The 20,101-nt window shown below is 38.7% G+C and carries 21 protein-coding genes and 1 other RNA gene; 20 read left to right on the forward strand and 2 right to left on the reverse strand.

Features of this window, described 5'->3' with window-relative positions; all coding sequences use genetic code 11:
* The 8 genes from J1E28_RS03500 to nadA all read left to right on the forward strand — a co-directional run.
* The coding region (locus tag J1E28_RS03500; RefSeq protein WP_291026733.1) for a tetratricopeptide repeat protein at positions 1-375 on the forward strand (375 nt) is incomplete at its 5' end.
* Between the two features lie 3 nt (positions 376-378).
* Positions 379-894 (forward strand): tetratricopeptide repeat protein, encoded by a 516-nt coding sequence (locus J1E28_RS03505; RefSeq protein ID WP_291026736.1) that lies wholly within the window; start codon positions 379-381, stop codon positions 892-894.
* Complete coding sequence (locus tag J1E28_RS03510; RefSeq protein ID WP_291026739.1) at positions 878-1,033, forward strand: SEL1-like repeat protein; 156 nt, start codon at positions 878-880, stop codon at positions 1,031-1,033. The genes J1E28_RS03505 and J1E28_RS03510 overlap by 17 nt, the downstream gene beginning before the upstream one ends.
* A gap of 316 nt (positions 1,034-1,349) precedes the next feature.
* A complete protein-coding gene (locus tag J1E28_RS03515; protein WP_291026742.1) occupies positions 1,350-2,018 on the forward strand; it encodes an OmpA family protein in 669 nt (222 codons plus the stop codon).
* A 32-nt stretch (positions 2,019-2,050) separates the two neighbouring features.
* Complete coding sequence (locus J1E28_RS03520) at positions 2,051-3,934, forward strand: hypothetical protein (RefSeq protein ID WP_291026745.1); 1,884 nt, start codon at positions 2,051-2,053, stop codon at positions 3,932-3,934.
* A gap of 18 nt (positions 3,935-3,952) precedes the next feature.
* Positions 3,953-4,501, forward strand: coding sequence for a queuosine precursor transporter (locus J1E28_RS03525; protein ID WP_291026828.1), 549 nt, complete (start codon positions 3,953-3,955; stop codon positions 4,499-4,501).
* Between the two features lie 8 nt (positions 4,502-4,509).
* Positions 4,510-5,295: a phosphatidylserine decarboxylase gene (locus tag J1E28_RS03530; RefSeq protein ID WP_291026747.1), complete on the forward strand. Its 786-nt coding sequence runs from the start codon at positions 4,510-4,512 to the stop codon at positions 5,293-5,295.
* Between the two features lie 22 nt (positions 5,296-5,317).
* Positions 5,318-6,331, forward strand: a complete 1,014-nt coding sequence (nadA, locus tag J1E28_RS03535) for a quinolinate synthase NadA (RefSeq protein ID WP_291026750.1) — start codon at positions 5,318-5,320, stop codon at positions 6,329-6,331.
* Positions 6,332-6,427: 96 nt separating this feature from the next.
* Here nadA and tsaD read toward each other — a convergent pair whose 3' ends face one another.
* On the reverse strand, positions 6,428-7,570 hold the full coding sequence (tsaD, locus tag J1E28_RS03540) for a tRNA (adenosine(37)-N6)-threonylcarbamoyltransferase complex transferase subunit TsaD (RefSeq protein WP_291026752.1): 1,143 nt from the start codon (positions 7,568-7,570) through the stop codon (positions 6,428-6,430).
* Positions 7,571-7,700: 130 nt separating this feature from the next.
* Here tsaD and J1E28_RS03545 point away from each other — a divergent pair, with 130 nt between their 5' ends.
* Complete coding sequence (locus tag J1E28_RS03545; RefSeq protein WP_291026754.1) at positions 7,701-8,843, forward strand: agmatine deiminase family protein; 1,143 nt, start codon at positions 7,701-7,703, stop codon at positions 8,841-8,843.
* 142 nt (positions 8,844-8,985) lie between these two features.
* Here J1E28_RS03545 and J1E28_RS03550 read toward each other — a convergent pair whose 3' ends face one another.
* Positions 8,986-9,555, reverse strand: coding sequence for a DJ-1 family glyoxalase III (locus J1E28_RS03550; protein WP_291026756.1), 570 nt, complete (start codon positions 9,553-9,555; stop codon positions 8,986-8,988).
* Between the two features lie 276 nt (positions 9,556-9,831).
* On the opposite strand from J1E28_RS03550, the gene J1E28_RS03555 reads away from it, so the two are divergent.
* The 11 genes from J1E28_RS03555 (at position 9,832) to cmoA (ending at position 20,067) form a co-directional block, all read left to right on the forward strand.
* Positions 9,832-10,911 carry a tyrosine-type recombinase/integrase gene (locus J1E28_RS03555; protein WP_291026758.1) on the forward strand — a complete coding sequence of 360 codons (1,080 nt, stop codon included), beginning with the start codon at positions 9,832-9,834 and terminating at the stop codon, positions 10,909-10,911.
* Positions 10,912-11,018: 107 nt separating this feature from the next.
* Complete coding sequence (locus tag J1E28_RS03560; RefSeq protein WP_291026760.1) at positions 11,019-11,408, forward strand: hypothetical protein; 390 nt, start codon at positions 11,019-11,021, stop codon at positions 11,406-11,408.
* Complete coding sequence (locus tag J1E28_RS03565) at positions 11,405-11,755, forward strand: hypothetical protein (protein ID WP_291026762.1); 351 nt, start codon at positions 11,405-11,407, stop codon at positions 11,753-11,755. Before J1E28_RS03560 ends, J1E28_RS03565 begins: the two co-directional genes overlap by 4 nt.
* A 110-nt stretch (positions 11,756-11,865) precedes the next feature.
* On the forward strand, positions 11,866-12,423 hold the full coding sequence (locus J1E28_RS03570) for a phosphatase PAP2 family protein (protein ID WP_291026764.1): 558 nt from the start codon (positions 11,866-11,868) through the stop codon (positions 12,421-12,423).
* 28 nt (positions 12,424-12,451) lie between these two features.
* Positions 12,452-12,816, forward strand: a transfer-messenger RNA (tmRNA) gene (ssrA, locus tag J1E28_RS03575).
* Positions 12,817-12,885: 69 nt separating this feature from the next.
* Entirely contained in the window at positions 12,886-14,970 is a 2,085-nt protein-coding gene (locus J1E28_RS03580) for a TonB-dependent receptor (protein ID WP_291026766.1), read from the forward strand.
* Between the two features lie 70 nt (positions 14,971-15,040).
* Entirely contained in the window at positions 15,041-15,562 is a 522-nt protein-coding gene (gene ppa / locus J1E28_RS03585; RefSeq protein WP_291026768.1) for an inorganic diphosphatase, read from the forward strand.
* A 33-nt stretch (positions 15,563-15,595) separates the two neighbouring features.
* The gene (locus tag J1E28_RS03590) at positions 15,596-17,020 is read left to right on the forward strand and encodes an acetyl-CoA carboxylase subunit A (protein WP_291026770.1); all 1,425 of its coding nucleotides are present in this window, start codon (positions 15,596-15,598) and stop codon (positions 17,018-17,020) included.
* A 5-nt stretch (positions 17,021-17,025) separates the two neighbouring features.
* Positions 17,026-18,453 carry an NAD(P)H-hydrate dehydratase gene (locus J1E28_RS03595; protein WP_291026772.1) on the forward strand — a complete coding sequence of 476 codons (1,428 nt, stop codon included), beginning with the start codon at positions 17,026-17,028 and terminating at the stop codon, positions 18,451-18,453.
* Positions 18,454-19,236 (forward strand): thiazole synthase, encoded by a 783-nt coding sequence (locus J1E28_RS03600; RefSeq protein WP_291026774.1) that lies wholly within the window; start codon positions 18,454-18,456, stop codon positions 19,234-19,236.
* A gap of 15 nt (positions 19,237-19,251) precedes the next feature.
* Complete coding sequence (gene cmoA, locus J1E28_RS03605) at positions 19,252-20,067, forward strand: carboxy-S-adenosyl-L-methionine synthase CmoA (protein ID WP_291026776.1); 816 nt, start codon at positions 19,252-19,254, stop codon at positions 20,065-20,067.
* The last annotated feature ends 34 nt before the right edge of the window (positions 20,068-20,101 follow it).

Consider the following 20,101-nt stretch of genomic DNA (forward strand, 5'->3'; position numbering starts at 1 on the left):
GATTCTCGTGCTTATCACCCTTTAGGACAACTTTATATTAAAGGTGGTGCTGGATTAAAACAAGACTATGCAAAGGCTATTGAATTTTTTAGCAAATCTTGTGCCTTGAACAAATATGAAGGTTGCAATGATTTGGGGCTTATGTATGGTAGAGGATTGGGCACAAAACAAAACACTACAAAAGCAAAAGAACTTTACGATAAAGCGTGTAATTTGGGCAGTAAAGCAGGCTGTTTAAATTTGGGGTTGTATTATGCAGGTGGTAGGGTTGTCAAGCAGGATTATGCCAAAGCGAGAGAACTTTATATGAAAAGTTGTGATTTAGATAGCAATAAGGGTTGCCACGCCTTAGCCGCTATGCACTACTATGGCTAAGGCGTGGAGCAAAGCGATGTGAAAGCCTATGAATTATACAGCAAAGCCTACGCACTTGAGGGAGATTACAAGAGTTTAGATTATACAAATTTTGGCTTACTCCTTGCGTGGAGCGATGAAGTCAAGCACGATTACGCTAAGGCAAGGGCAATTTTTAGCAGCAGCTGCGAAAGGGGCAATGCGCTAGGCTGTGGGAATCTAGGTGTGCTGTATGCCTATGGCAGAGGTGTAATGAAAGATACTAAAAAAGCAGCAGAGTTATATAAAAAATCTTGCGAAATGGAAAATCGTGTGGGCTGTGCGAATCTCGCCTTATTATATGAACAAGGGCAGGGCGTAACGCGAGATTATTTCAAAGCAAGAGAGCTTTATGCTAAAGCTTGTGATATGGGGAGTGTTGAGGGCTGTTTTGGCTTGGGATTACTCTATCATAATGGCACAGGGCTAAGGCAGGATTATGCCAAAGCGAGAGAACTCTATACTAAGGCGTGTAGCGGTGGCAATGAGGGGGGCTTGTAATAATTTGGGTATCTTGTATGGCAATGGCTTAGGCGTAAGAGAAGATAGAGCAAAAGCCAAAGAACTCTTTGGTAAGGCGTGTGATTTGGGGAGTCAGCTAGGCTGTGATAACTACAAAAAATACAATAACGCCTTTTAGCTTGGCTTTTTTGAAAAAATTAAGAATCTCTATTAAAAAGGAATAAGATAAAGTATTCAAGGCAAGTGTATCTAAAGCTTTGCTTCAATTAAGCTTTACTTAAGTGTGAAAATTACACTTTATTTGCACAAGATAGCCGCTTTTGTAATAGCCATTCAAGGCACACATTTATTTAAGATTCATAAAACAAGCCTCCTAATAAAGATTTACTTACTTTTTTAGAGCAAAGTTTATATCCGCACTGTCGCTTTTAAGCTAAAAAACAATGTCTTTTAGCTATAATGCGAGGCTTAAATCAACACAAAGGAATATTTTTATGTTAAGGACAACAACAACTTCAAAAATCTCTCTTGCGCTCTGCGGTGCGCTTCTTGCAACAGCTTGCACGACTAATCCTTACACAGGTGAATCTCAAGTAAGTAAAACAGCTATTGGTGCAGTAGGTGCAGCGGCTATTGGTGCAGGAATCGGAGCATTAGCGAGTAAAAAAGATAGAGCAAAAGGCGCGGCTATTGGTGCAGGAATCGGAGCATTAGCAGGTGGTGCAGTAGGTGCATATATGGATGTACAAGATAAAAAGCTTCGTGAAGAGCTTCAAGGCACAGGCGTGAGCGTTACAAAACAAGGCAATGAGATTATACTTAATATGCCCGGCGATATTACCTTTAGCAGTGGTAGCGCGACTTTGAGCGCAGACTTTAATGGTGTGCTTAATTCTGTGGCAAAAGTGCTTAATAAATACGATAAGACTATTGTTTCGGTTGTGGGTTACACAGATAATACAGGGACCGCAGCAAAGAATCTTAGCCTTTCACAGCAACGCGCTCAAGCTGTGGCAACATATTTGCAAAATCAAAAAGTTAAGCCAGAGCGATTTGTGGTTGAGGGGCTAGGGCAAGAAAATCCTGTGGCTTCAAATAGCACTGCTGAAGGGCGTGCGAAAAATCGCCGCGTTGAGATTTCACTTACAGCTATTACCAAATAGCTCACATTTCTAGCCTTTGGGCTAGAAGCCTAATGCAAGTATTTAAGCAATTTTTTCCTCTTTTTTTCTTTCTCTGTGCGCTTTTATGTATCTTATGCGTAGGATTCTATCCTAGACTTTCTTTTTTGCTCTATGTGGCTTTTATCTTGCAGACTTTTGCACTTTTTATCTACACCTATGATATTTTAAAAATCAAAAAACAAGCAACAATCAAAGCTTACTATAAGCTAAATTCTTTTTTACATCGCTATTTTGGGCATTTCTTACTTGTGAAGATTTTAAGCCTTTGTGCTGCGCTTATAGGGAGCATATCACTTTTTTTTATGCTGATATTTCCTAGCGGGAGTGAGATTCTTATTTTTTGCCTACTTGTGCCTTGTAGCATATATGGCTTTAAGATTATTTTTATCATTTGCAAAGCAAATCTAAGCCCTGATTTTGCACCCGCTCTTGCAAAAAAATATACTGCATTTGTGGGCGCGGGGATTGCTGTATTGCTTGAAGTTATTTTAAGTGGTATTGCACCCTCTGTTTTAGAGGGCAGTGATGTCCAAGCGCATTATCACACCCTTATGGAGAGCTATGGTATTGCTCAAATGCACTCGCGTTTTTGGCAAGAAGTCTTTGGCTTTATGCTTTTAAAAAAATCACTCCTTGATATACTCTATGTAAGCGTTGCTGATAGCTATTTGCATTTTGCGCTTATTTTACTCTTTGCGTGTGGGCATTTTGCTGCATTTGTAAGCTTTACTCTTTTGTGTATAGGGAGTATTTCGCCTATAAAAAAACTAAAGATACAAGGAGATAATGGGCAAGGGCAGAATCTTGAAGTTTTAGGACAGCCTCAAACCCATAATAGCCAAAATATCGCGCAATCTCGCTCATTTAGGCAATTTTTTGCTATGGTATTTTTTCTTATTTTTGTGTATATTGCCTTTAATATCAGCATTCATCTTCAGCCCTTAGCAAAGCACCAAAAACTCCCTCCACTCCTAAGTGAGCGGATTCTAAAAGATAATGAACAATATATACAAATTAGTTTGCAGGGGGCGCAAAGTTTTATTCACGCAAATGACTTACCCTCCTTGCAACACAAACTAGAGCAGAATTTGGCCTCTTTTGAATCTAGCCTCAATGCCGATATAGATAAAGCTTTAGATGAATATCTCGCGCAAAAAGAGCAAATTATCAATAAGTATTCTCAATGGTATTTTAGCGTCAGTGGCGAATATACAAGACTTTTTTATGCTGCACTTGGCAAGGGAGAGGATATTGCACAAGAGCAATTTATTTCTTTGCTTAAAACCTATACGCCTTATGATTTGCAAGAGCGTTTAAATAGTCTTTATGATAAACATCTTTTGCAGCTTAAGGCTCGTTTAGAGCAAAGCTTTGGATTATTTTTGACACATAAAAAACCACAAAATGCGCGGATTTCATCTATTTTTTCACTTGAGGATATAAACACACAGCTTGATTTACTCTCCCCACGCGCTACTGATGGAATGGCCGCGCTTTTAGGGGCAAGTATGGTAGGAGTGATGATACTCAAGGCTTCAGGTAAAGCCCTTGCAAAATCAAGTGTTAAAATCGTAGGTAAAAGCGTGGCAAAAAAGAGCCTATCTAGCGCAGTAGGAGTAAGTGGCTCGCTGCTATGTGGAGCATTTGCACCTTTATGTGCGATTGGGTTTTTTGTGGCGAGTGATTATGCGATTAATAGCGTTGATGAAGTGCTTAATGAAGATGAGTTTAAGCAAGAAATGCGCAAGGGATTTGACTTGTGGGAACTTCAGCTAAAAAACAGCCTTATGAGTTATAATAATGAACTTTCAAAACAGATATTAGAGAAGCTTTCATTGCAAGGAGATTCTCAAGCAGAATCTTCCTCCATAGAAACAAAAAATGAGCATAAATAAGGAGAAAGTTTGAGAGAGATGAGTGTTTGGACTTTTGGAGGTAGCTCATTGCTCTTTGCTTGTATTATTGTATTAGCAAATTATAGTGTGCAATATCCCATACTTGATACACCGCTTACTTATGGAGCTTTGACTTATCCTATAAGTTTTTTACTCCTTGATATATTAAGCGAAAAATATCATAAAAAGCAAGTATTAAAGGTGCTTTGGTGTGGGCTTATTCTTGCTTTTATTCCTTCGTTTTTAGCAAGTGAGCCACGCATTGCCTGTGCAAGTGTATGCGCCTTTATCATCTCACAGAATCTTGATGTACATATCTTTTTTTATTTCAAAAATCATTTTCCACGCTTATGGTGGCTGCGCAATAATGCAAGCACAATAACTTCGCAATTTATCGATACAATGATTTTCTTTCATATCGCCTTTTTATTTGTGTATCCGTGGGAGCAAGTCATAGCGATGCTTTTGGCAGATTTTTGCATTAAAGCTTTTCTTGCTCTGTGCGATACACCACTTTTTTATGCTTTTGCTATACGCAAAGAAAAGCCAAAAATCACTACAAAATAAGGAAAAATATGAATCTTTCAAACAAAATTTCGCGACTTTTTGGGCGATTTGCCTCTTATGAATTTCCCTCTTTTGTGCAACACATCATTAATAGCGCGTATGTGAGAATCTTTAATATAGATTTAGGTGAGTTTGCACCTGCTTCGAGTTATGCCTCACTCAATGCCCTTTTTACACGCGCACTTACTAAACCACGCACGATTAACCCTAATCCCATTGTGCTGATTGCGCCTTGTGATTCACTGATTACCCAAATGGGCAAAAGCACAGATAAAAATGCCTTGCAAATTAAAGGTATGGAGTATTCTATCGAGGAGCTTTTGGGGCAAAAGCTTGATAGAGAGTTTTACTATATGAATTTTTATCTCTCTCCAAGAGATTATCATCGCTATCACGCACCTTGTGATATGGAGATTTATGAGGTGCGCTATTTTGGTGGGGAGCTGCTCCCTGTGAATCTGCCCTCTTTGCAAAAAAATCATAACCTCTTTGTCCGCAATGAACGCGTAGTGGTGGTAGCAAAGACTTCAACGCATAAATGGCTTTATTTTGTCGCTGTGGGTGCGCTCAATGTCGGCAGTATGATAATGCACTTTGAAAGCAGAATCCAAAGCAATGCCGGAGCGCATAATATCTCTTATACTTACCGCACACCCATTGCGGTTAAAAAGGGAGAAGAGCTTGGTATGTTTAAAATGGGCTCAACGATTGTGCTTTTTATGGAGCAGATGATTCCAGATGTGCATATCAATCAAAAAGTAAAATTCGCTGAGGATTTAGGCACTTATACATAAAAATGATTTAAAAGGAGCGATGATGTCAGCTACACTTCCTAATGAAATAAAATCTTTACTTCACAAACTCGATGCTCTTTTAGTGGCACATTATTATCAAAAAGATGAAATTGTTGCCTTGGCAGATTTTTGTGGGGATAGCTTAGAGCTCTCCCGCAAAGCCTCACAAAGTGAAAAAAATCTTATCGTATTTTGTGGTGTAGCATTTATGGGCGAGAGTGTAAAGGTGCTTTCACCTAAAAAACGCGTTATTATGCCAAGAATGGCGTGCTGCTCAATGGCAAGAATGATTGATAGTAGCTATTATGATAAAAGTATCACTCTTTTAGAATCCTATGGCATCACTAAAGATACTATTTTTCCTATTACTTATATTAATTCAAATGCCGATGTGAAAGCAAAAGTTGCCCAAATGGGAGGGCTTGTTTGCACAAGCGCAAATGCTCATAGAATCTTTGCTTTTGCAAAAGAACAGAATAAAAAAATCTTTTTTCTACCTGATAGATGCTTAGGGGAGAATCTCGCCCAAGCAGATGGTAAGAAAAGCGCAATTTTAGGCATAGATAGCAAAGAAAAGGTATGTGAAGCCGATGTGATTTGCTATGATGGATTCTGTTCGGTTCATCAACTTTTTACAACCCAAGATATTGCCTTTTATCGCGAGAAATTCCCAGATATTAAAATTGCTTTACACCCTGAATGCGACCCTAGCGTGGTAAAACTCGCCGATTTTGTTGGCTCTACAAGCCAGATTATCAAGTATGTGCAGGATTTGCCGCTAGAGCAAAAAGTGGCAGTGGGGACGGAATTTAATCTCGTCAATCGTTTGCGCCCTAAATATAAGGGCAAACAAACGACTTTTGTTTTAAGCTCAAGTAAGCCTCAATGCCCCACAATGAATGAAACCACGCTTGAAGATGTGCGTGATGTGCTTCTTGCTTTTGAGGATAATAAGCCCATTAATGAGGTATTTTTAGAAGATGAGATTCAAAAATGGGCAAAAATTGCACTTGATAGAATGCTTGAGCTTTCTTAAATCTCAAAGCAGGTATGGTAGAGCTTGGACTTGAATTCTAAAACCTGCTTTTATTGCATTAACCCCAAAAACTCTTAAGTATGAGAATCTCGAGTCTTAAGAGTGTGTTTCTTTATAAAAATCACTCGGCAGACTTTTTGGGGAAACTTGTGCTTGATGTAGGGGCGTGAAATCACCTCTTTGGTATTGCTCTATGGCACATACACCAATCATTGCTGCATTATCAGCACAAAACTCAAGCGGGGCAAGAACGAGTGTCTTACCAAACTCTACACAAAGTTTTTCCATTTCTTGCCTTAAATATGTATTCGCACTTGCCCCGCCCACAATCGCAAAATGCGTAAGATTCTGTGCTTCTTTCCCTTGAAAAAATAATCTCACTTTGCGCAAAATATGCTCACACGCACTTTTTTGGAATCCTGCGCAAATACTGCCTATATCTTGTGCTATATATGGCTTTTCTAGGGCAGTTATGGCAATTCTTACAGCATTTTTAAGCCCAGAGAAGCTAAATTGCAACTGATGATTATGTAAAAGCGGCACAGGAAAACTATGAGGAGTTATATGGGGATAGTTTTGCATAAAATCTTTAGCATAAGATTCTACGATTGGTCCCCCCGGATAGCCAAGATTGAGATATTTAGCGACTTTATCAAAACTCTCGCCAAAGCTATCATCAAGACTTTGGGCTACAAGGCTTATATCATTTGCTCCACGCATAGAGAGAATCTGCGTATGTCCGCCAGAAACGAGCAAAATCCCTAGGGGTAAATATGCTTTGATTTGTGATTGCAAACTTTCTTGTGCGCAATCTTGTGTATTTTCATTAAGGTGCGCAGAGACAAAGCTAGAGTGGGGCAGAGTGGGGGATTGCTTAATAAAAAGTGAATAGATATGCCCCTTAAGATGATTAACACAAATCAGAGGGAGATGCAGGCTTAAAGCAAGTGTCTTTGCCATCATTAAGCCTTCAATGAGCGTTACGCTTAAACCCGGACGCGTGGTTACAGCGATTGCTTTCAAGGAAGAGAAATCATTATGAAGAAATGTTTTGAGCCTATTAAAAAGCTGTGGAAGTCGCTGACAATGCAGCCTTGAGGCGATTTCTGGCACTACACCGCCATAACTGCTATGTTCTTCATCTTGGGAGAGTTTAAGATGATAGATGAGCCTTGCATCATTAATGCTTACTAAGGCTATGGAGCTATCATCACAACTTGATTCTATGCTTAAAATCATCTCTTTCCCTTTGTAGTCCTTAAATAAAATCTCACCTAAGCTTACATAACATCTTGCGCAATGTCTATAATGAATAAGATTTAGCATTGAGGTGCTAGAATTATACAAAACAAATCTAAAGGATATACAAGTGAAAGATATAAGGCTTAGGGCAGAGTGGGAGAAGCAAGTGGCTATATTAATGGCTTTTCCACATAAGAGGAGCGATTGGGCAGTGTATATTCAAAAAGCACGAGAATGCTTTATAGATATTATCGAGCAGATTCTGCGCTTTGAATCTGTGATTTTATGCGTGGATACAGAGGATAATGAGGGAGTGGAGATTCTCCGCACATATTTCGCACAATCCTCCTACACATCGCACAATACACCTCTAAGCAATACACAACCCCTGCAAAGCTATATTGCTACCTATCTTAATACTAATATACCCCAAGAAAGCTTTATTCAGCCCTATTTACGCAAGTTTTATACACAATCCCCCTATGTGCTTCACATAATGCGTGTGCGCACAAATGATACTTGGGCGAGAGATTTTAGTGCGCTTGGTATAGAGAGTGCAGGGGAGCATAAGCTTATTAAATGCACCTTTAATGGGTGGGGGCTTAAATATCCCTCACAATATGATAATGCCATTATCGAGCAGATTTTTAATAAAGAGCATATTATCAAAGTAGATATGGTGCTTGAGGGTGGAAGCATAGAGAGTAATGGGGCAGGGGTGCTCCTTACAAATACGCAATGTTTGCTTGAAAAAAACCGCAATCCTCACCTTAGCCAAGCAGAGATAGAGTCCCGCCTTAAAACACATTTTGGGCTAAAAGAAGTGCTATGGCTACATAATGGCTACCTTGCAGGAGATGATACCGATAGCCATATTGATACACTTGCGCGCTTTGTGAGTAAAGAGAGTATCGCTTATATTACTTGCGAGGATAGACAAGATGAGCATTTTGAGGCTTTAGCGCGTATGAAAGAAGAGCTAGAGAATCTTAAACAACCAAATGGAAAACCCTATAAGCTTATCCCTCTTCCTTTTACACAGGCTATTTATGATGAGCAAAATAATAGGCTTCCAGCAAGTTATGCGAATTTTCTTTTTGTCAATGGTGCATTGCTTGTGCCAACTTATGGAGATGCTAATGACACAAAAGCTTTAGCAATTCTTGCTAGAGCCTTGCCACAATATAGGGTAGTGGGGGTAGATTGTCGCTCACTTATTTTATGGCACGGCAGTTTGCATTGCATAAGTATGCAGCTGTATGGGGATTAAAGATTCTAGGATTATAAAATTTATATTTGTGAGTAAGGAGCAAGGGGATACATATATCGCACTCTTGCTCTTACTCAATATGAAAAACTATGATTTCTCTACTATCTCGCAAAAGAGGGCAGTTTCAACAGAAATAGTATAGTTATAAATATGCTTTCAAAGTGGGCATTTGTAAGCCATCATAAAGCTCTTGTGCCTTTTGCTCTCCACAAAGCTCCTTCACAATAGCTAATGCAAACACACTCGCAGTCGCAGGACCTGCAGAAGTAATAATATTGCCATTTTTGACTACCGCTTCCGCACTTTTGCTTTTGCCCTGCATATTGATTTCACTCTCACAGCCCGGATAGCAAGTAAAGCTTCCCTCAAGCACACCTGCTTTATCTAAAACAATAGGGGAGGCACAAATAGCGGCTATGAGCCTTTGTGCTTGCTTAAAATGATGAAGCCATAATTTAATAAGCTCATTATTGGAGAGATTTTTCATTCCTTCACTCCCTCCTGCTAAAATAATAGCATCAAAGTCCTCTATATTGAGTTCAGGCAAAGCATAATCAGCATCTATTACGATATGATGAGCGCACAAAACGCGCTTATGCGAATCTAAACTCGCCACTACCACACGCACCCCTGCTCGGCGTAAAATATCCACCACACTCACAAGCTCTATTTCTTCAAATCCCCTCGCAATAGGCACCAAAGCATTTTTCATTATGTACTCCTTGTATTTGCTTAAAATCTCATTGGCATAGATTCTAGGATTTTAGCATTCTTTTTATAAAGTAGAGGTAAAAGGAATGCTTCATCAAAACTAAGGCTTAAATGCCCGCATAAGCTTTAGCCAAGGGGTAGTATAATATATATGGTTATATAAAAAAGTTTGAAAAGTATAGTTTTCATAACTAAAAATAATCATTCTATGCTATAATACCAAACTACCATAGAATCTTAAAGCCTAAAGATTCTCAAAATATCTTAAGGATAAACAATGAAATATCCACTCAATTATAAACACGATTTTTCAAGTAGCTTGCTTTTTTGGATTATGCGTTTTGTGCGCTACAAACTTACCACACTTTCAAATCATCAAGTGCATAACAAAGCTGCCATTTTAGAAGCTATCAATGCGCTAAATAGTGATGAGATTCACTCACAAGAAGCATTAAGTCAGCTTTGCAAAAGCGTGAGAAAAGCAGGTATGATAGGGATTAACACCTACTCTACCCCACTGCTTAAGCTCTATGATTTTCTTACACAAAGCAACATTGAGACAATGGAGCAAATTGATGAGGAAGTCTTGAGTGATTTTTTGAGTGTGGAAACAAGCACACTTTCAAATGCGAGCAAAAAGAATTATCGCGTTGCGCTTATTGGGCTTTTTGGCTATATTGATAAGCAAAATGAGAGCGATGGCAAATCCTATGTGTATGATATTACACTTAAAATTAGTGCATTACAGGGAAAAAGTGGGCAAAAACTTCCAGCATTTTTAAACCAAAATGAGCTTGAGCGATTTTTAAGTGCCATTGATGAAGCAAAGTTAAACGAAAAAGTCACTGTGCGCAATAAGCTTATTATTAAACTCATTGTTTATACAGGCATACGCGTGAGTGAAGCTTTAAACTTAAAGCGTAAGGATATTTTTCCCGCAGAAGATTGCTATCTCTTGCAAATTAGAGGCAAAGGCAATAAGCCGCGTGTGGTAATGATACGCAAACATCTTATACAGAATCTCCTTGAGAGTTGGCTTACGCAGAGATTGGCTCTTACCCCCAAGCACGATTTGCTTTTTTGTAATGCCAAAGGCGAGACACTCACACAAAGCTATGTTTATCAAAATGTAGAAGCTATCCTTACTCAAGCAGGAATTCGCAAAGAAAAAAATGGGGCGCATATGTTGCGACATTCTTTTGCTACCCTACTCTATCAGCAAAAACACGATTTGGTAATGGTGCAAGAAGCTCTTGGGCATTCAGATTTAAATACAAGTCGTATTTATACGCATTTTGATAAAGAACGTTTGCGTGAAGTCGCAAATGTAATGGATACGCTCAATACAAAAAACTAAGCTAAAAATATCTCACACAAAGATTGAGAGCCAAAAAACACTCTATATTGAAAATAGCAATATTTAGATATAATTCATAGGGTTAGAGCAATGGAGTAAAAAATAGAATGAGCCTTATTGATCAATTAAAACAAGCCGGACAGAGTATTCAAGTAACTATAGAAGAATATGCCACAAAACATTCACTTACCATATTAAGAGGAATTCAAGTGAGAAGAATTAGCGGACACAGAGCGAGATATACAGCAAATTGTTTGCTACAAGTGCAAGGCATACCATTAAGTTCAAATAATTGGAATAGCAATCTTAAGCTCATCAAGCGTCAATTTGCAAGAGCTGTTGAAAAAGATATAAAATTTGAGCAGTGGCGATATTTGGGTTGTGATCTTTCGATATTATCAGAAACAGATTTGGCTATGAACTTCATTTTTGAAATTCCAAATAATTTGCTCCCTATTCAGCAGCATACACTAAGCACACTAGAAGGTAATAAATGAGCCTCAAAAGTCAGCTTAAACAAGTAGAAAATAGTATTCGAATCAGCATAGAAGGAATTGCGCAAAAATATCATCTCAAAATCACTCGAGCCACGCAAATCGAAAAAATTATTCAGCATAAAACAAGATTTACTGCTAATATTTTACTAGAACCACAAAATTATACCAAAGAACAATGGCGTGAGGTTTTAAATGAGATACAACGAGCCTTTGATGAAGCCATTAAAAAAGACATAAAACTTGAAAAATGGACTTATTTTGGGAGTAGTTACACAAGTAAAACGCATACAAAAATAGCCGTGAGTTTTATATTTGAAATCCCCAAAAAAATATTTCCAAAGGCTTAGTATATAATCTCTTACATTAGAATTATGTTTTATTGCACACTCGATGATTTTTCAAAAGTTTTACAACACAAAAACCAATAAAAATAATAAAGATATAAGGAGGATTCTAAATGAGTGGGCGGCATATTTGCTTTGAATCTTTGATACTTGGCATTGGCGCTGTGATAGCAGTGCTTTTATGGCTCTATAATCCCCAAGTATATGGCAATGTGTTTCGTTTTATGCTTATCCCTCTTGGGCTTTTTTGGCTCATTCAAAAGCAATTTCAACCCCTAAGATATTTTATATGCGTAGTGGTGGTGATTCTAGGCATAGCTTTTGGAATAAAAATGCTTTGTGCTTTTCTTGCAAGTCATTATGAGGATATACTTTGGTTGCAGGATATATTAGAAATCGCTAAACGCCCCATAAATGGCGAGTTTAAAGGCTTCCCTAGTGGGCATAGCACAGCAGCTTTTAGTGCAGCAGCATTAATGTGGTATTTTATGGGCAATAAATGGGGTATATTTGCCTTTATTTTAGCTTGTTTTGTGGGATATTCGCGTATTTTGAGCCTATGGCACACACCTACACAAGTTTTCGCAGGAGCTATTCTTGGCTTTGTGGGGAGTTTTGCAGTGATTCTCTTACTCTCTTATATTGACAAAACAAGAGAAAAAAAACTATAATCTACGCCCTTACTTTTGCATACTTTTTGGGGCTGACTTGGCTTTCGACAGGAGTGAGGAGGCTTAAGTGCACGTGAGCCGGTAAGCTCTCAAACTGCCACTTTTTTTAAACGCAAACAACGCAAATTACGCTCCAGCTTACGCAAAAGTCGCGTAAGTTTATCGCTTTTTGGAGCCGGGTGTAGCTTTTCTCTCTAGCGGAGGGCTATACTTGTCATCTTTGCTAGATGCTCTTTTGCCTCCACCTAAGGCAAAAGAAAAGATGAAGGTTGCTTGTGGATTCTATCTTGGGGTGTTGGGTAGCCACAAAAAGACATCAATGCCTACTAAACGTGTAGATGCTTAAGAAGCTCTCATTTTTGGACTGGGGTTCAACTCCCCACAGCTCCACCATTATTTGACAATACCTACAAAATGTGATAGACTTCGCACTTTATTCCCAAAATAAATAAGGTTTTGATAATGCTATACATTCCTCGCATTTTTTTTATCCCTACATTTATAAACATTGCTCTTTTGGGGACAATTTTTGCCGATGAGAATGAATGGAATGATAATAAAAGCAAAAGCGAGATGCAATCTGTTAGACTTTCTCCCCTTATTTCTGTGGCACACCCAATAAGCAATGCTAATGTAAGCGTAATTGATAACACCTTTATTGCTAATACTCAAGCGCGAGATTTGCGTGAGATTTTTAATAAAAATGCCGAAATTAGCGTGGGTGGAAGTGCGCAAATCGCACAAAAACTCTACATTCGCGGCTTTGAAGATAGAATGTTTCGCATAAGAATAGATGGCATCGCACAAAGTGGCAATCTCTTTCATCATCAGGGTAATCTTTTTTTTGACCCATTTCTTGTAAAAAATATTGAGATAGAAAAAGGCTTAGCAAGAGCAGAATATGGCGCAGGAGCTCTCGCTGGAGGGATAAATATCACTACCAAAAATGCTTTTGATTTGCTTGCAGAAAATCCAAACGATAAGGAGCGCAGTTATGGGGCGCATTTTACACTTGGGGGGCAAAGCAACAAAGGCATAGAGACTTCACTTGCAGCTTATGGCAAGATAGGAGAGCATCTTGGCTTACTCGCAGGATATAGCTTTGATGATGTTCCTTATTATCGCGCAGGAAATGGAGATAAAGTCCCCTCTTCTCCTTCACGCGCCCACAATGCACTTTTTAAACTTACCTCCACCCCACAGGCAAATCATTCCATTAATTTTAATTATCACTTCAATCATCTAAGCGCAGTTGCTCCCTATGGAGCAAATGTGATTTTAAGCCAAAATCCACAACTCTATGATAACACGCTTCTTGCGCATTCTCTAAGCGCACAATATGATTTTTTAAGTGATAATTTTGCGCTTAATTGGAATCTTTATTATGCTCATAAAAACCTCACACTCTCTCCCACAGGAGAGATTCAAGCTGCCGATGGCCACGAGGGAGCAATGGATTTGAGTTTGCAAAATCTTGGAAGTGATTTAATTTTTCGACATTATTTTGCTCGCGCCAATCATTCTTTAAAATATGGTTTAAACTATCAGCTCATAAGCACAAAAGCGCTTAATCTTGATGACCACGCCCTTATAGATAATAATCAAGGACAAGAGCTTGGCTCGATATATGGTGGATTTTTGGGTGCAAATTTTAATATTTTAGAATCTTTAAGCTTAGAGCTTGGCTCACGCTATGATAGCTTTGTGTATAGAGATAAAGTCGATACAACACATTATACGCAAGGATTTAGCCCTTATATCTCACTCTTTTTTGCACCCACAAATGAGCTTAACTTTAAACTTACACAAAATTACAACACGCGTGGGGCTCTCCCACTTGATGTTTCGCTTCTTTCAAATCCTCATATTGAGATTGGCTCCCTTAAAGCAGAGGGTATGCACAATACAGAGCTTGATATGGATTATGATGATAATTTTTTAAGTGCGCATATTGGGCTTTATCATCAATATTTAAAAAATTTCATTAATAGCTATGTGAATTCTGGGAATCACTCAAATAACCACGGACACGATGAGAGCTATCGCCAAAATATGAATGATGGTGTGCAGATTCTAGGCTATGAGGCAAGTGTGGGTGTGGATTTTGATTTTCTTGATGTGCATTTGGGTGTAGCTCAAAACTTCCCTAGATACGATAAAAAGCTTATTACAGATACTTTTGAGCTTATGGCTTTAAGTGGCAGGAACTATCATTTTAGCGCACAATTGCGACCTTTTAGCTCTATGCCACAATTTCAAATTTTATGGCTTAGTCGCTTTGTGGAGGGCATAACCTATCAAGGTTATAATATGTATTATGATGAGCTTGAATCTGTTCGCAAGAAGGGCTATAATACACATAATATCTATTTTACTTATGATATAAAATCTCGTGCAAGTGTGCGCTTAGCCTTTCTTAATATCACCAATCAAACTTATAGTAACCCTTATAGCCCGCTTAAAGAGCTTTTTTCAAAAAATACTGATAATGCCCCCCTCTATGAACCCGGATTCAATACAAAGCTACAAATCGCATTTTGGTTTTAATCAAAACAAGAATCTTTTGGTATAATCGCTCCTTTAGCATATTTTATTTTAGGCTTTTAAAGGAGCAATGATGAATCTAGATAAAGTATCTGCAGGTAGCAATCCTGATAAAATCAATGTGATTATTGAGATTCCCTATGGTTCAAATATCAAATATGAAGTAGATAAAGAAAGTGGGCTTGTTGTCGTTGATAGAGTGATGTATGGTGCGATGTTTTATCCTGCAAACTATGGTTTTGTGCCTCATACTCTCGCTGATGATGGCGACCCTGCCGATGTCTTAGTGCTTAATTCCTATCCACTTCAAGCTGGGAGTATGATTGCCTCTCGGCTTATTGGGGTGCTTATTATGGAAGATGAAAGCGGAATGGACGAAAAGCTCCTCTCTGTGCCTATCTCAAAGATTGATCCAAGCTTTGATAAGATTCAATCTTTTACAGATTTACCACAAATTGTCCTTGATAGAATCAAAAATTTCTTTGAAACCTACAAAACCTTAGAGCCAAACAAATGGGTTAAAGTCAAGGAATTTCAAGATAAAGCAAGCGCTCAAGCGATTTTGGAAAAATCAATCAAGGCATATAAAAAATAGTCAAGTATTATAAAAACACGCAAAGGAGATATGATGTTTCAAAAAATTCTCATTGCTAATCGTGGCGAAATTGCAGTGCGTATTATTCGTGCGTGTAGAGATTTGCATATTAAAAGTGTGGCAATATATGCAAGAGCAGATAGAGATTGTCTGCACGTTAAAATGGCTGATGAATCTTATGAAATTAGCGATGACCCGCTCAAAGGCTACCTAGATGCGGATTTGATTGTAGAAACTGCTTTGCGTGTTGAAGCCGATGCAATACATCCGGGCTATGGATTCTTAAGTGAAAATGCTACTTTTGCAAAAAAAGTGCAAGAAGCGGGCATTACTTGGATAGGTCCAGATGCTCTAACTATTGCCAAAATGGGCGATAAGAATGCCGCGCGTGAGATTATGCAAAAAAATGGAATCCCTATTGTTCCCGGGACAGAGCCGCTTAATACCTATCCTACACGCGAAATTGCAAAACTCGCTCAAAAGATTGGCTATCCTGTGATTTTAAAAGCAAGTAGTGGGGGTGGAGGACGCGGCATACGCGTGGTAGAAAAAGAAGAGCATCTCATAGAATCTTTTGAAGCCTGCAAACGCGAAGCTATGGCGTTTTTTAAAAATGATGATGTGTTTATGGAAAAATACATTGTTAATCCTCGCCACATTGAATTTCAAATCCTCGCTGATAATTATGGCAATGTGATACATCTTTTGGAGCGAGATTGCTCGATACAAAGACGACATCAAAAATTGATTGAAATAGCCCCTAGTCCGCTTATTAGTGATGATTTGCGTCGTAGAATGGGCGCAGCAGCCGTAGCTGCAGCAAAAGCAGCACATTATACAAACGCTGGAACCGTGGAATTTTTACTTGATGAAAATAACACTTTCTACTTTATGGAGATGAATACACGCATACAAGTTGAACACGGCGTTACAGAAGAAATCACAGGCTTTGATCTTATTGGTAGACAAATTCGTATCGCACAAGGAGAGATTTTAGAACTTACCCAACACGATATACGCCCTCAAGGCTTTGCAATTGAAGCGCGGATTAATGCTGAAGATGTGGCAAATGACTTTGTGCCAAATCCGGGCAAAATCACTACCTACTATCCCGCACTTGGTCCATTTGTGCGCGTAGATAGCTGTATTTATAAAGATTATGTGATTCCTCCCTTTTATGATTCTATGGTGGCAAAGCTTATTGTTAAGGCTTCAAGTTATAATCTCGCAGTAAATAAACTCTCGCGCGCCCTCAATGAATTTACAATTAAAGGTGTAAAAACCACAATCCCCTTTCTTATCAATATCTGCAATGATAAGGATTTTAAACAAGGTAATTTTGATACCTCCTATATTGAAACAAAGCTCAAAGAGCTTATGCCAGAGCCAAATACAAAACCAGAAGATGATGTAGTAAGTGTGATTGTAGCAGCCCTAAGCGCACGATATGGAGCATAAGCATTATGAAAAATGTTTATCAAAGCACCACTTTTTTAGATAAAAGAGCGTGCGAAAAATATCACCTAAGCAATGAAATTCTAATGGAAAATGCTGCTTGTGCGCTAGAATCTTTGATTAGCACCTTAACACATAAAGGAAGCGTTATTACCATTTTATGCGGTGGGGGTGATAATGGTGGCGATGGCTACGCACTTGCAAGACGACTAAGCGGAGATTATCACATACGCATTATGCAGCTCAAAGAGCCAAAATCCCCTCTCTGTCAGCAAAATTATAAAAGTGCAGCTGAATGCGAAATAAAGTTTATTAAAAAAATCTTACCTTGTGATGTAATGGTAGATTGCGTTGTAGGAAGTGGGCTTAAAGGACAGCTTGAATCAGATATAAGCGATATTCTTGCACTTGCCCAAAAATCAGCGCGAATAAATATCGCCTGTGATGTACCAAGCGGATTAAATGAGCAAAATAAGGGCTTTGTTTTTAAGGCTCATCACACGCTTTGTATGGGTGCAATAAACCTTGTATGCCTAAGCGATAGAGCAAAAGATTTTGTAGGAGAATTACATATTGCTAAGCTTGGACTAAGCCCAAGTCATTATCAAATAAGCTCAAACATCAAAATGCTAGAATCTACTGATTTATCCTTGCCCTTACGCACACGCTCAAACACACATAAGGGTGATTATGGACATTTGAGCGTATTTGGAGGAGAAAAAATAGGTGCAAGTATTCTAAGCGCACAAAGCGCTCTGCATTTTGGCGCGGGGCTTGTAAGCTTGATTACACAAGAAGAAAAGCTTATTCCTCCTGAAATAATGCAAGAGCGTGATTTACCACCTAAAACAAGTGCTATTGCGCTAGGTATGGGGTTAGGAAAAGAAAGGAGTGAGGAGATTTTACATTCCTTATGTGAATCTTCCCTACCCTGCATACTTGATGCTGATGTTTTCTACACGCCAATGATTAAAACTTTTTTAGATGAAAGTCTCAAACGACAACGACTAGATTTTACACAAGAAATTATCCTTACCCCTCACCCTAAAGAATTTGCTTCATTGCTTCATATATGTGATTTGGGCGAATACACACCACAAAAGCGATTAGATTCTATGCTAGAATTTACCCAAAAATATCCCCATACCACGCTTTTACTCAAAGGCGCAAATGTTTATATCGCCAAAGCTCAAGAAGTCTATATTAATCCACTTGGCACAAACGCCCTTGCAAAGGGTGGGAGTGGTGATGTTTTAAGCGGTATCATTGGCGCACTTCTTGCTCAAGGCTATGATGCACTTCATAGCACATTACAAGGCTCACTTGCCCACGCTCTTGCAGCCCAAAAGGCAATGCAGCATACTGCTTCTTATGCGCTCACACCACAACTTCTTATAGAATCTTTACAACATCTACATACTCTACAAAGGATATAAATGACTGATACACTACATATAGGTTCATATCATTTTAATTCTCGCTTGATTGTTGGGAGCGGAAAATATAAAGACTTTGCCACCACTAAAGAAGCGACTTTAGCAAGCGGGGCAGAGATTATTACCGTTGCTGTTCGGCGCGTAAATATTATGGATAATAAAAGTGAGAATCTACTTGAAGTCTTTAAAGATACCTCTATCCAATTTTTACCAAATTCCGCTGGGTGTGTCAATGCAAAAGAGGCAATTACACTTTTTCGTCTTGTAAGAGAGGCAACAGGCATTAGCTTTATCAAGCTTGAAATTATTGGCGATACGCAAAAAACACTCTACCCAGATGTGATTGAAACTTTAGAAGCAACTGAAGTACTTGCTAATGAGGGTTTTTGTGTGTTGGCTTATACAAATGATGATCCCATTATGGCAAAACGACTTGAAAATGCCGGTGCAAGTGCGGTTATGCCTCTTGCTGCGCCTATTGGAAGTGGGCTTGGGATTCAAAATCGCTACAATATTGGCTTTATCAAAGAGGCTATCAAAGTGCCACTTATTGTTGATGCGGGAGTGGGCTGTGCAAGTGATGCGAGTATTGCTATGGAGCTAGGAGCTGATGCGGTTTTGACAAATACCGCTATCGCTCAAGCACAAAATCCTGTATCTATGGCAGAAGCGATGAAATATGCCATCAAAGCGGGTAGATTAAGCTATCTTGCTGGGCGCATACCGCGCAAAGCCTATGCGAGTGCAAGTTCTCCGCTTGAAGGAATGGCGCAACTTAGCTAGATTCTAGGCAAAAAGATGAAAGATAGAATCTTCACACAAGATATTGGTAAGCAATTCGAGTTTGATGCGCAAGTAGCAAGTGTATTTGATGATATGCTTGAACGTTCAATCCCTCATTATAAGGAAGTTTTGGGGCTTATTGTAGATTTTTGCGTGATGAATCTTATCTCAAATGCAGATTGTTTGCAAGATTCTACCCAAGTAAATAAAAAAAATAAAGCAGATTCTGCAAAAATCACAGCAGCAAACACATTTAATTCGACAATCATTAATAACCCACTTGTATATGATTTGGGAAGTTCCACAGGTAATACTCTTTTAGCCCTTGCTCTTGCTCTGCCCTCATCTACACACTTTGTAGGGATTGATAATTCTCAAGCAATGATAGATAAAGCCTCACTTAAAGCCAAAGCCTACAATGCCCATAATATTGACTTTGTATGTGCGGATTTGCTTGAATATGAATTTGCTCCCTGCAATATTGTCATTGCAAATTATATCTTGCAATTTATCCGCCCATTACAACGTCCTAGCCTCTTACAAAAAATATATGATGCCCTAGGAGAAGGAGGAGTATTTATTTTGAGTGAAAAAATGACTTCACATCATAGAATCCTTGATAAACAGATGATAGAGCGGTATCTGCGCTATAAAACAGAGCAAGGCTACACACAAAGCGAGATTAGCAAAAAACGAGAGGCGCTAGAGAATGTGCTTGTGCCTTTTAGTTTAGAGGAAAATATTGCTTTACTCAAAGAAGTAGGCTTTAGTGGCATCGAGGTGCTTTTTAAATGGGTAAATTTTGGCACAATCATTGCCAAAAAGGCTTAAAATAAATACCCCCCTCCCCAAAAAAAGCGTGGCA

Source organism: Helicobacter sp., assembly GCF_022511165.1.
Taxonomy (GTDB): domain Bacteria; phylum Campylobacterota; class Campylobacteria; order Campylobacterales; family Helicobacteraceae; genus Helicobacter_C.

Bases quoted from the DNA above. Each gene is read 5' to 3' on its own strand.
- J1E28_RS03510 (WP_291026739.1), top strand. From the start codon at position 878: ATGAGGGGGGCTTGTAATAATTTGGGTATCTTGTATGGCAATGGCTTA.
- J1E28_RS03515 (WP_291026742.1), top strand. From the start codon at position 1,350: ATGTTAAGGACAACAACAACTTCAAAAATCTCTCTTGCGCTCTGCGGT.
- J1E28_RS03520 (WP_291026745.1), top strand. From the start codon at position 2,051: ATGCAAGTATTTAAGCAATTTTTTCCTCTTTTTTTCTTTCTCTGTGCG.
- J1E28_RS03525 (WP_291026828.1), top strand. From the start codon at position 3,953: ATGAGTGTTTGGACTTTTGGAGGTAGCTCATTGCTCTTTGCTTGTATT.
- J1E28_RS03530 (WP_291026747.1), top strand. From the start codon at position 4,510: ATGAATCTTTCAAACAAAATTTCGCGACTTTTTGGGCGATTTGCCTCT.
- nadA (WP_291026750.1), top strand. From the start codon at position 5,318: ATGTCAGCTACACTTCCTAATGAAATAAAATCTTTACTTCACAAACTC.
- tsaD (WP_291026752.1), bottom strand. From the start codon at position 7,570: ATGATTTTAAGCATAGAATCAAGTTGTGATGATAGCTCCATAGCCTTA.
- J1E28_RS03550 (WP_291026756.1), bottom strand. From the start codon at position 9,555: ATGAAAAATGCTTTGGTGCCTATTGCGAGGGGATTTGAAGAAATAGAG.
- J1E28_RS03555 (WP_291026758.1), top strand. From the start codon at position 9,832: ATGAAATATCCACTCAATTATAAACACGATTTTTCAAGTAGCTTGCTT.
- J1E28_RS03560 (WP_291026760.1), top strand. From the start codon at position 11,019: ATGAGCCTTATTGATCAATTAAAACAAGCCGGACAGAGTATTCAAGTA.
- J1E28_RS03565 (WP_291026762.1), top strand. From the start codon at position 11,405: ATGAGCCTCAAAAGTCAGCTTAAACAAGTAGAAAATAGTATTCGAATC.
- J1E28_RS03570 (WP_291026764.1), top strand. From the start codon at position 11,866: ATGAGTGGGCGGCATATTTGCTTTGAATCTTTGATACTTGGCATTGGC.
- J1E28_RS03580 (WP_291026766.1), top strand. From the start codon at position 12,886: ATGCTATACATTCCTCGCATTTTTTTTATCCCTACATTTATAAACATT.
- ppa (WP_291026768.1), top strand. From the start codon at position 15,041: ATGAATCTAGATAAAGTATCTGCAGGTAGCAATCCTGATAAAATCAAT.
- J1E28_RS03590 (WP_291026770.1), top strand. From the start codon at position 15,596: ATGTTTCAAAAAATTCTCATTGCTAATCGTGGCGAAATTGCAGTGCGT.
- J1E28_RS03595 (WP_291026772.1), top strand. From the start codon at position 17,026: ATGAAAAATGTTTATCAAAGCACCACTTTTTTAGATAAAAGAGCGTGC.
- J1E28_RS03600 (WP_291026774.1), top strand. From the start codon at position 18,454: ATGACTGATACACTACATATAGGTTCATATCATTTTAATTCTCGCTTG.
- cmoA (WP_291026776.1), top strand. From the start codon at position 19,252: ATGAAAGATAGAATCTTCACACAAGATATTGGTAAGCAATTCGAGTTT.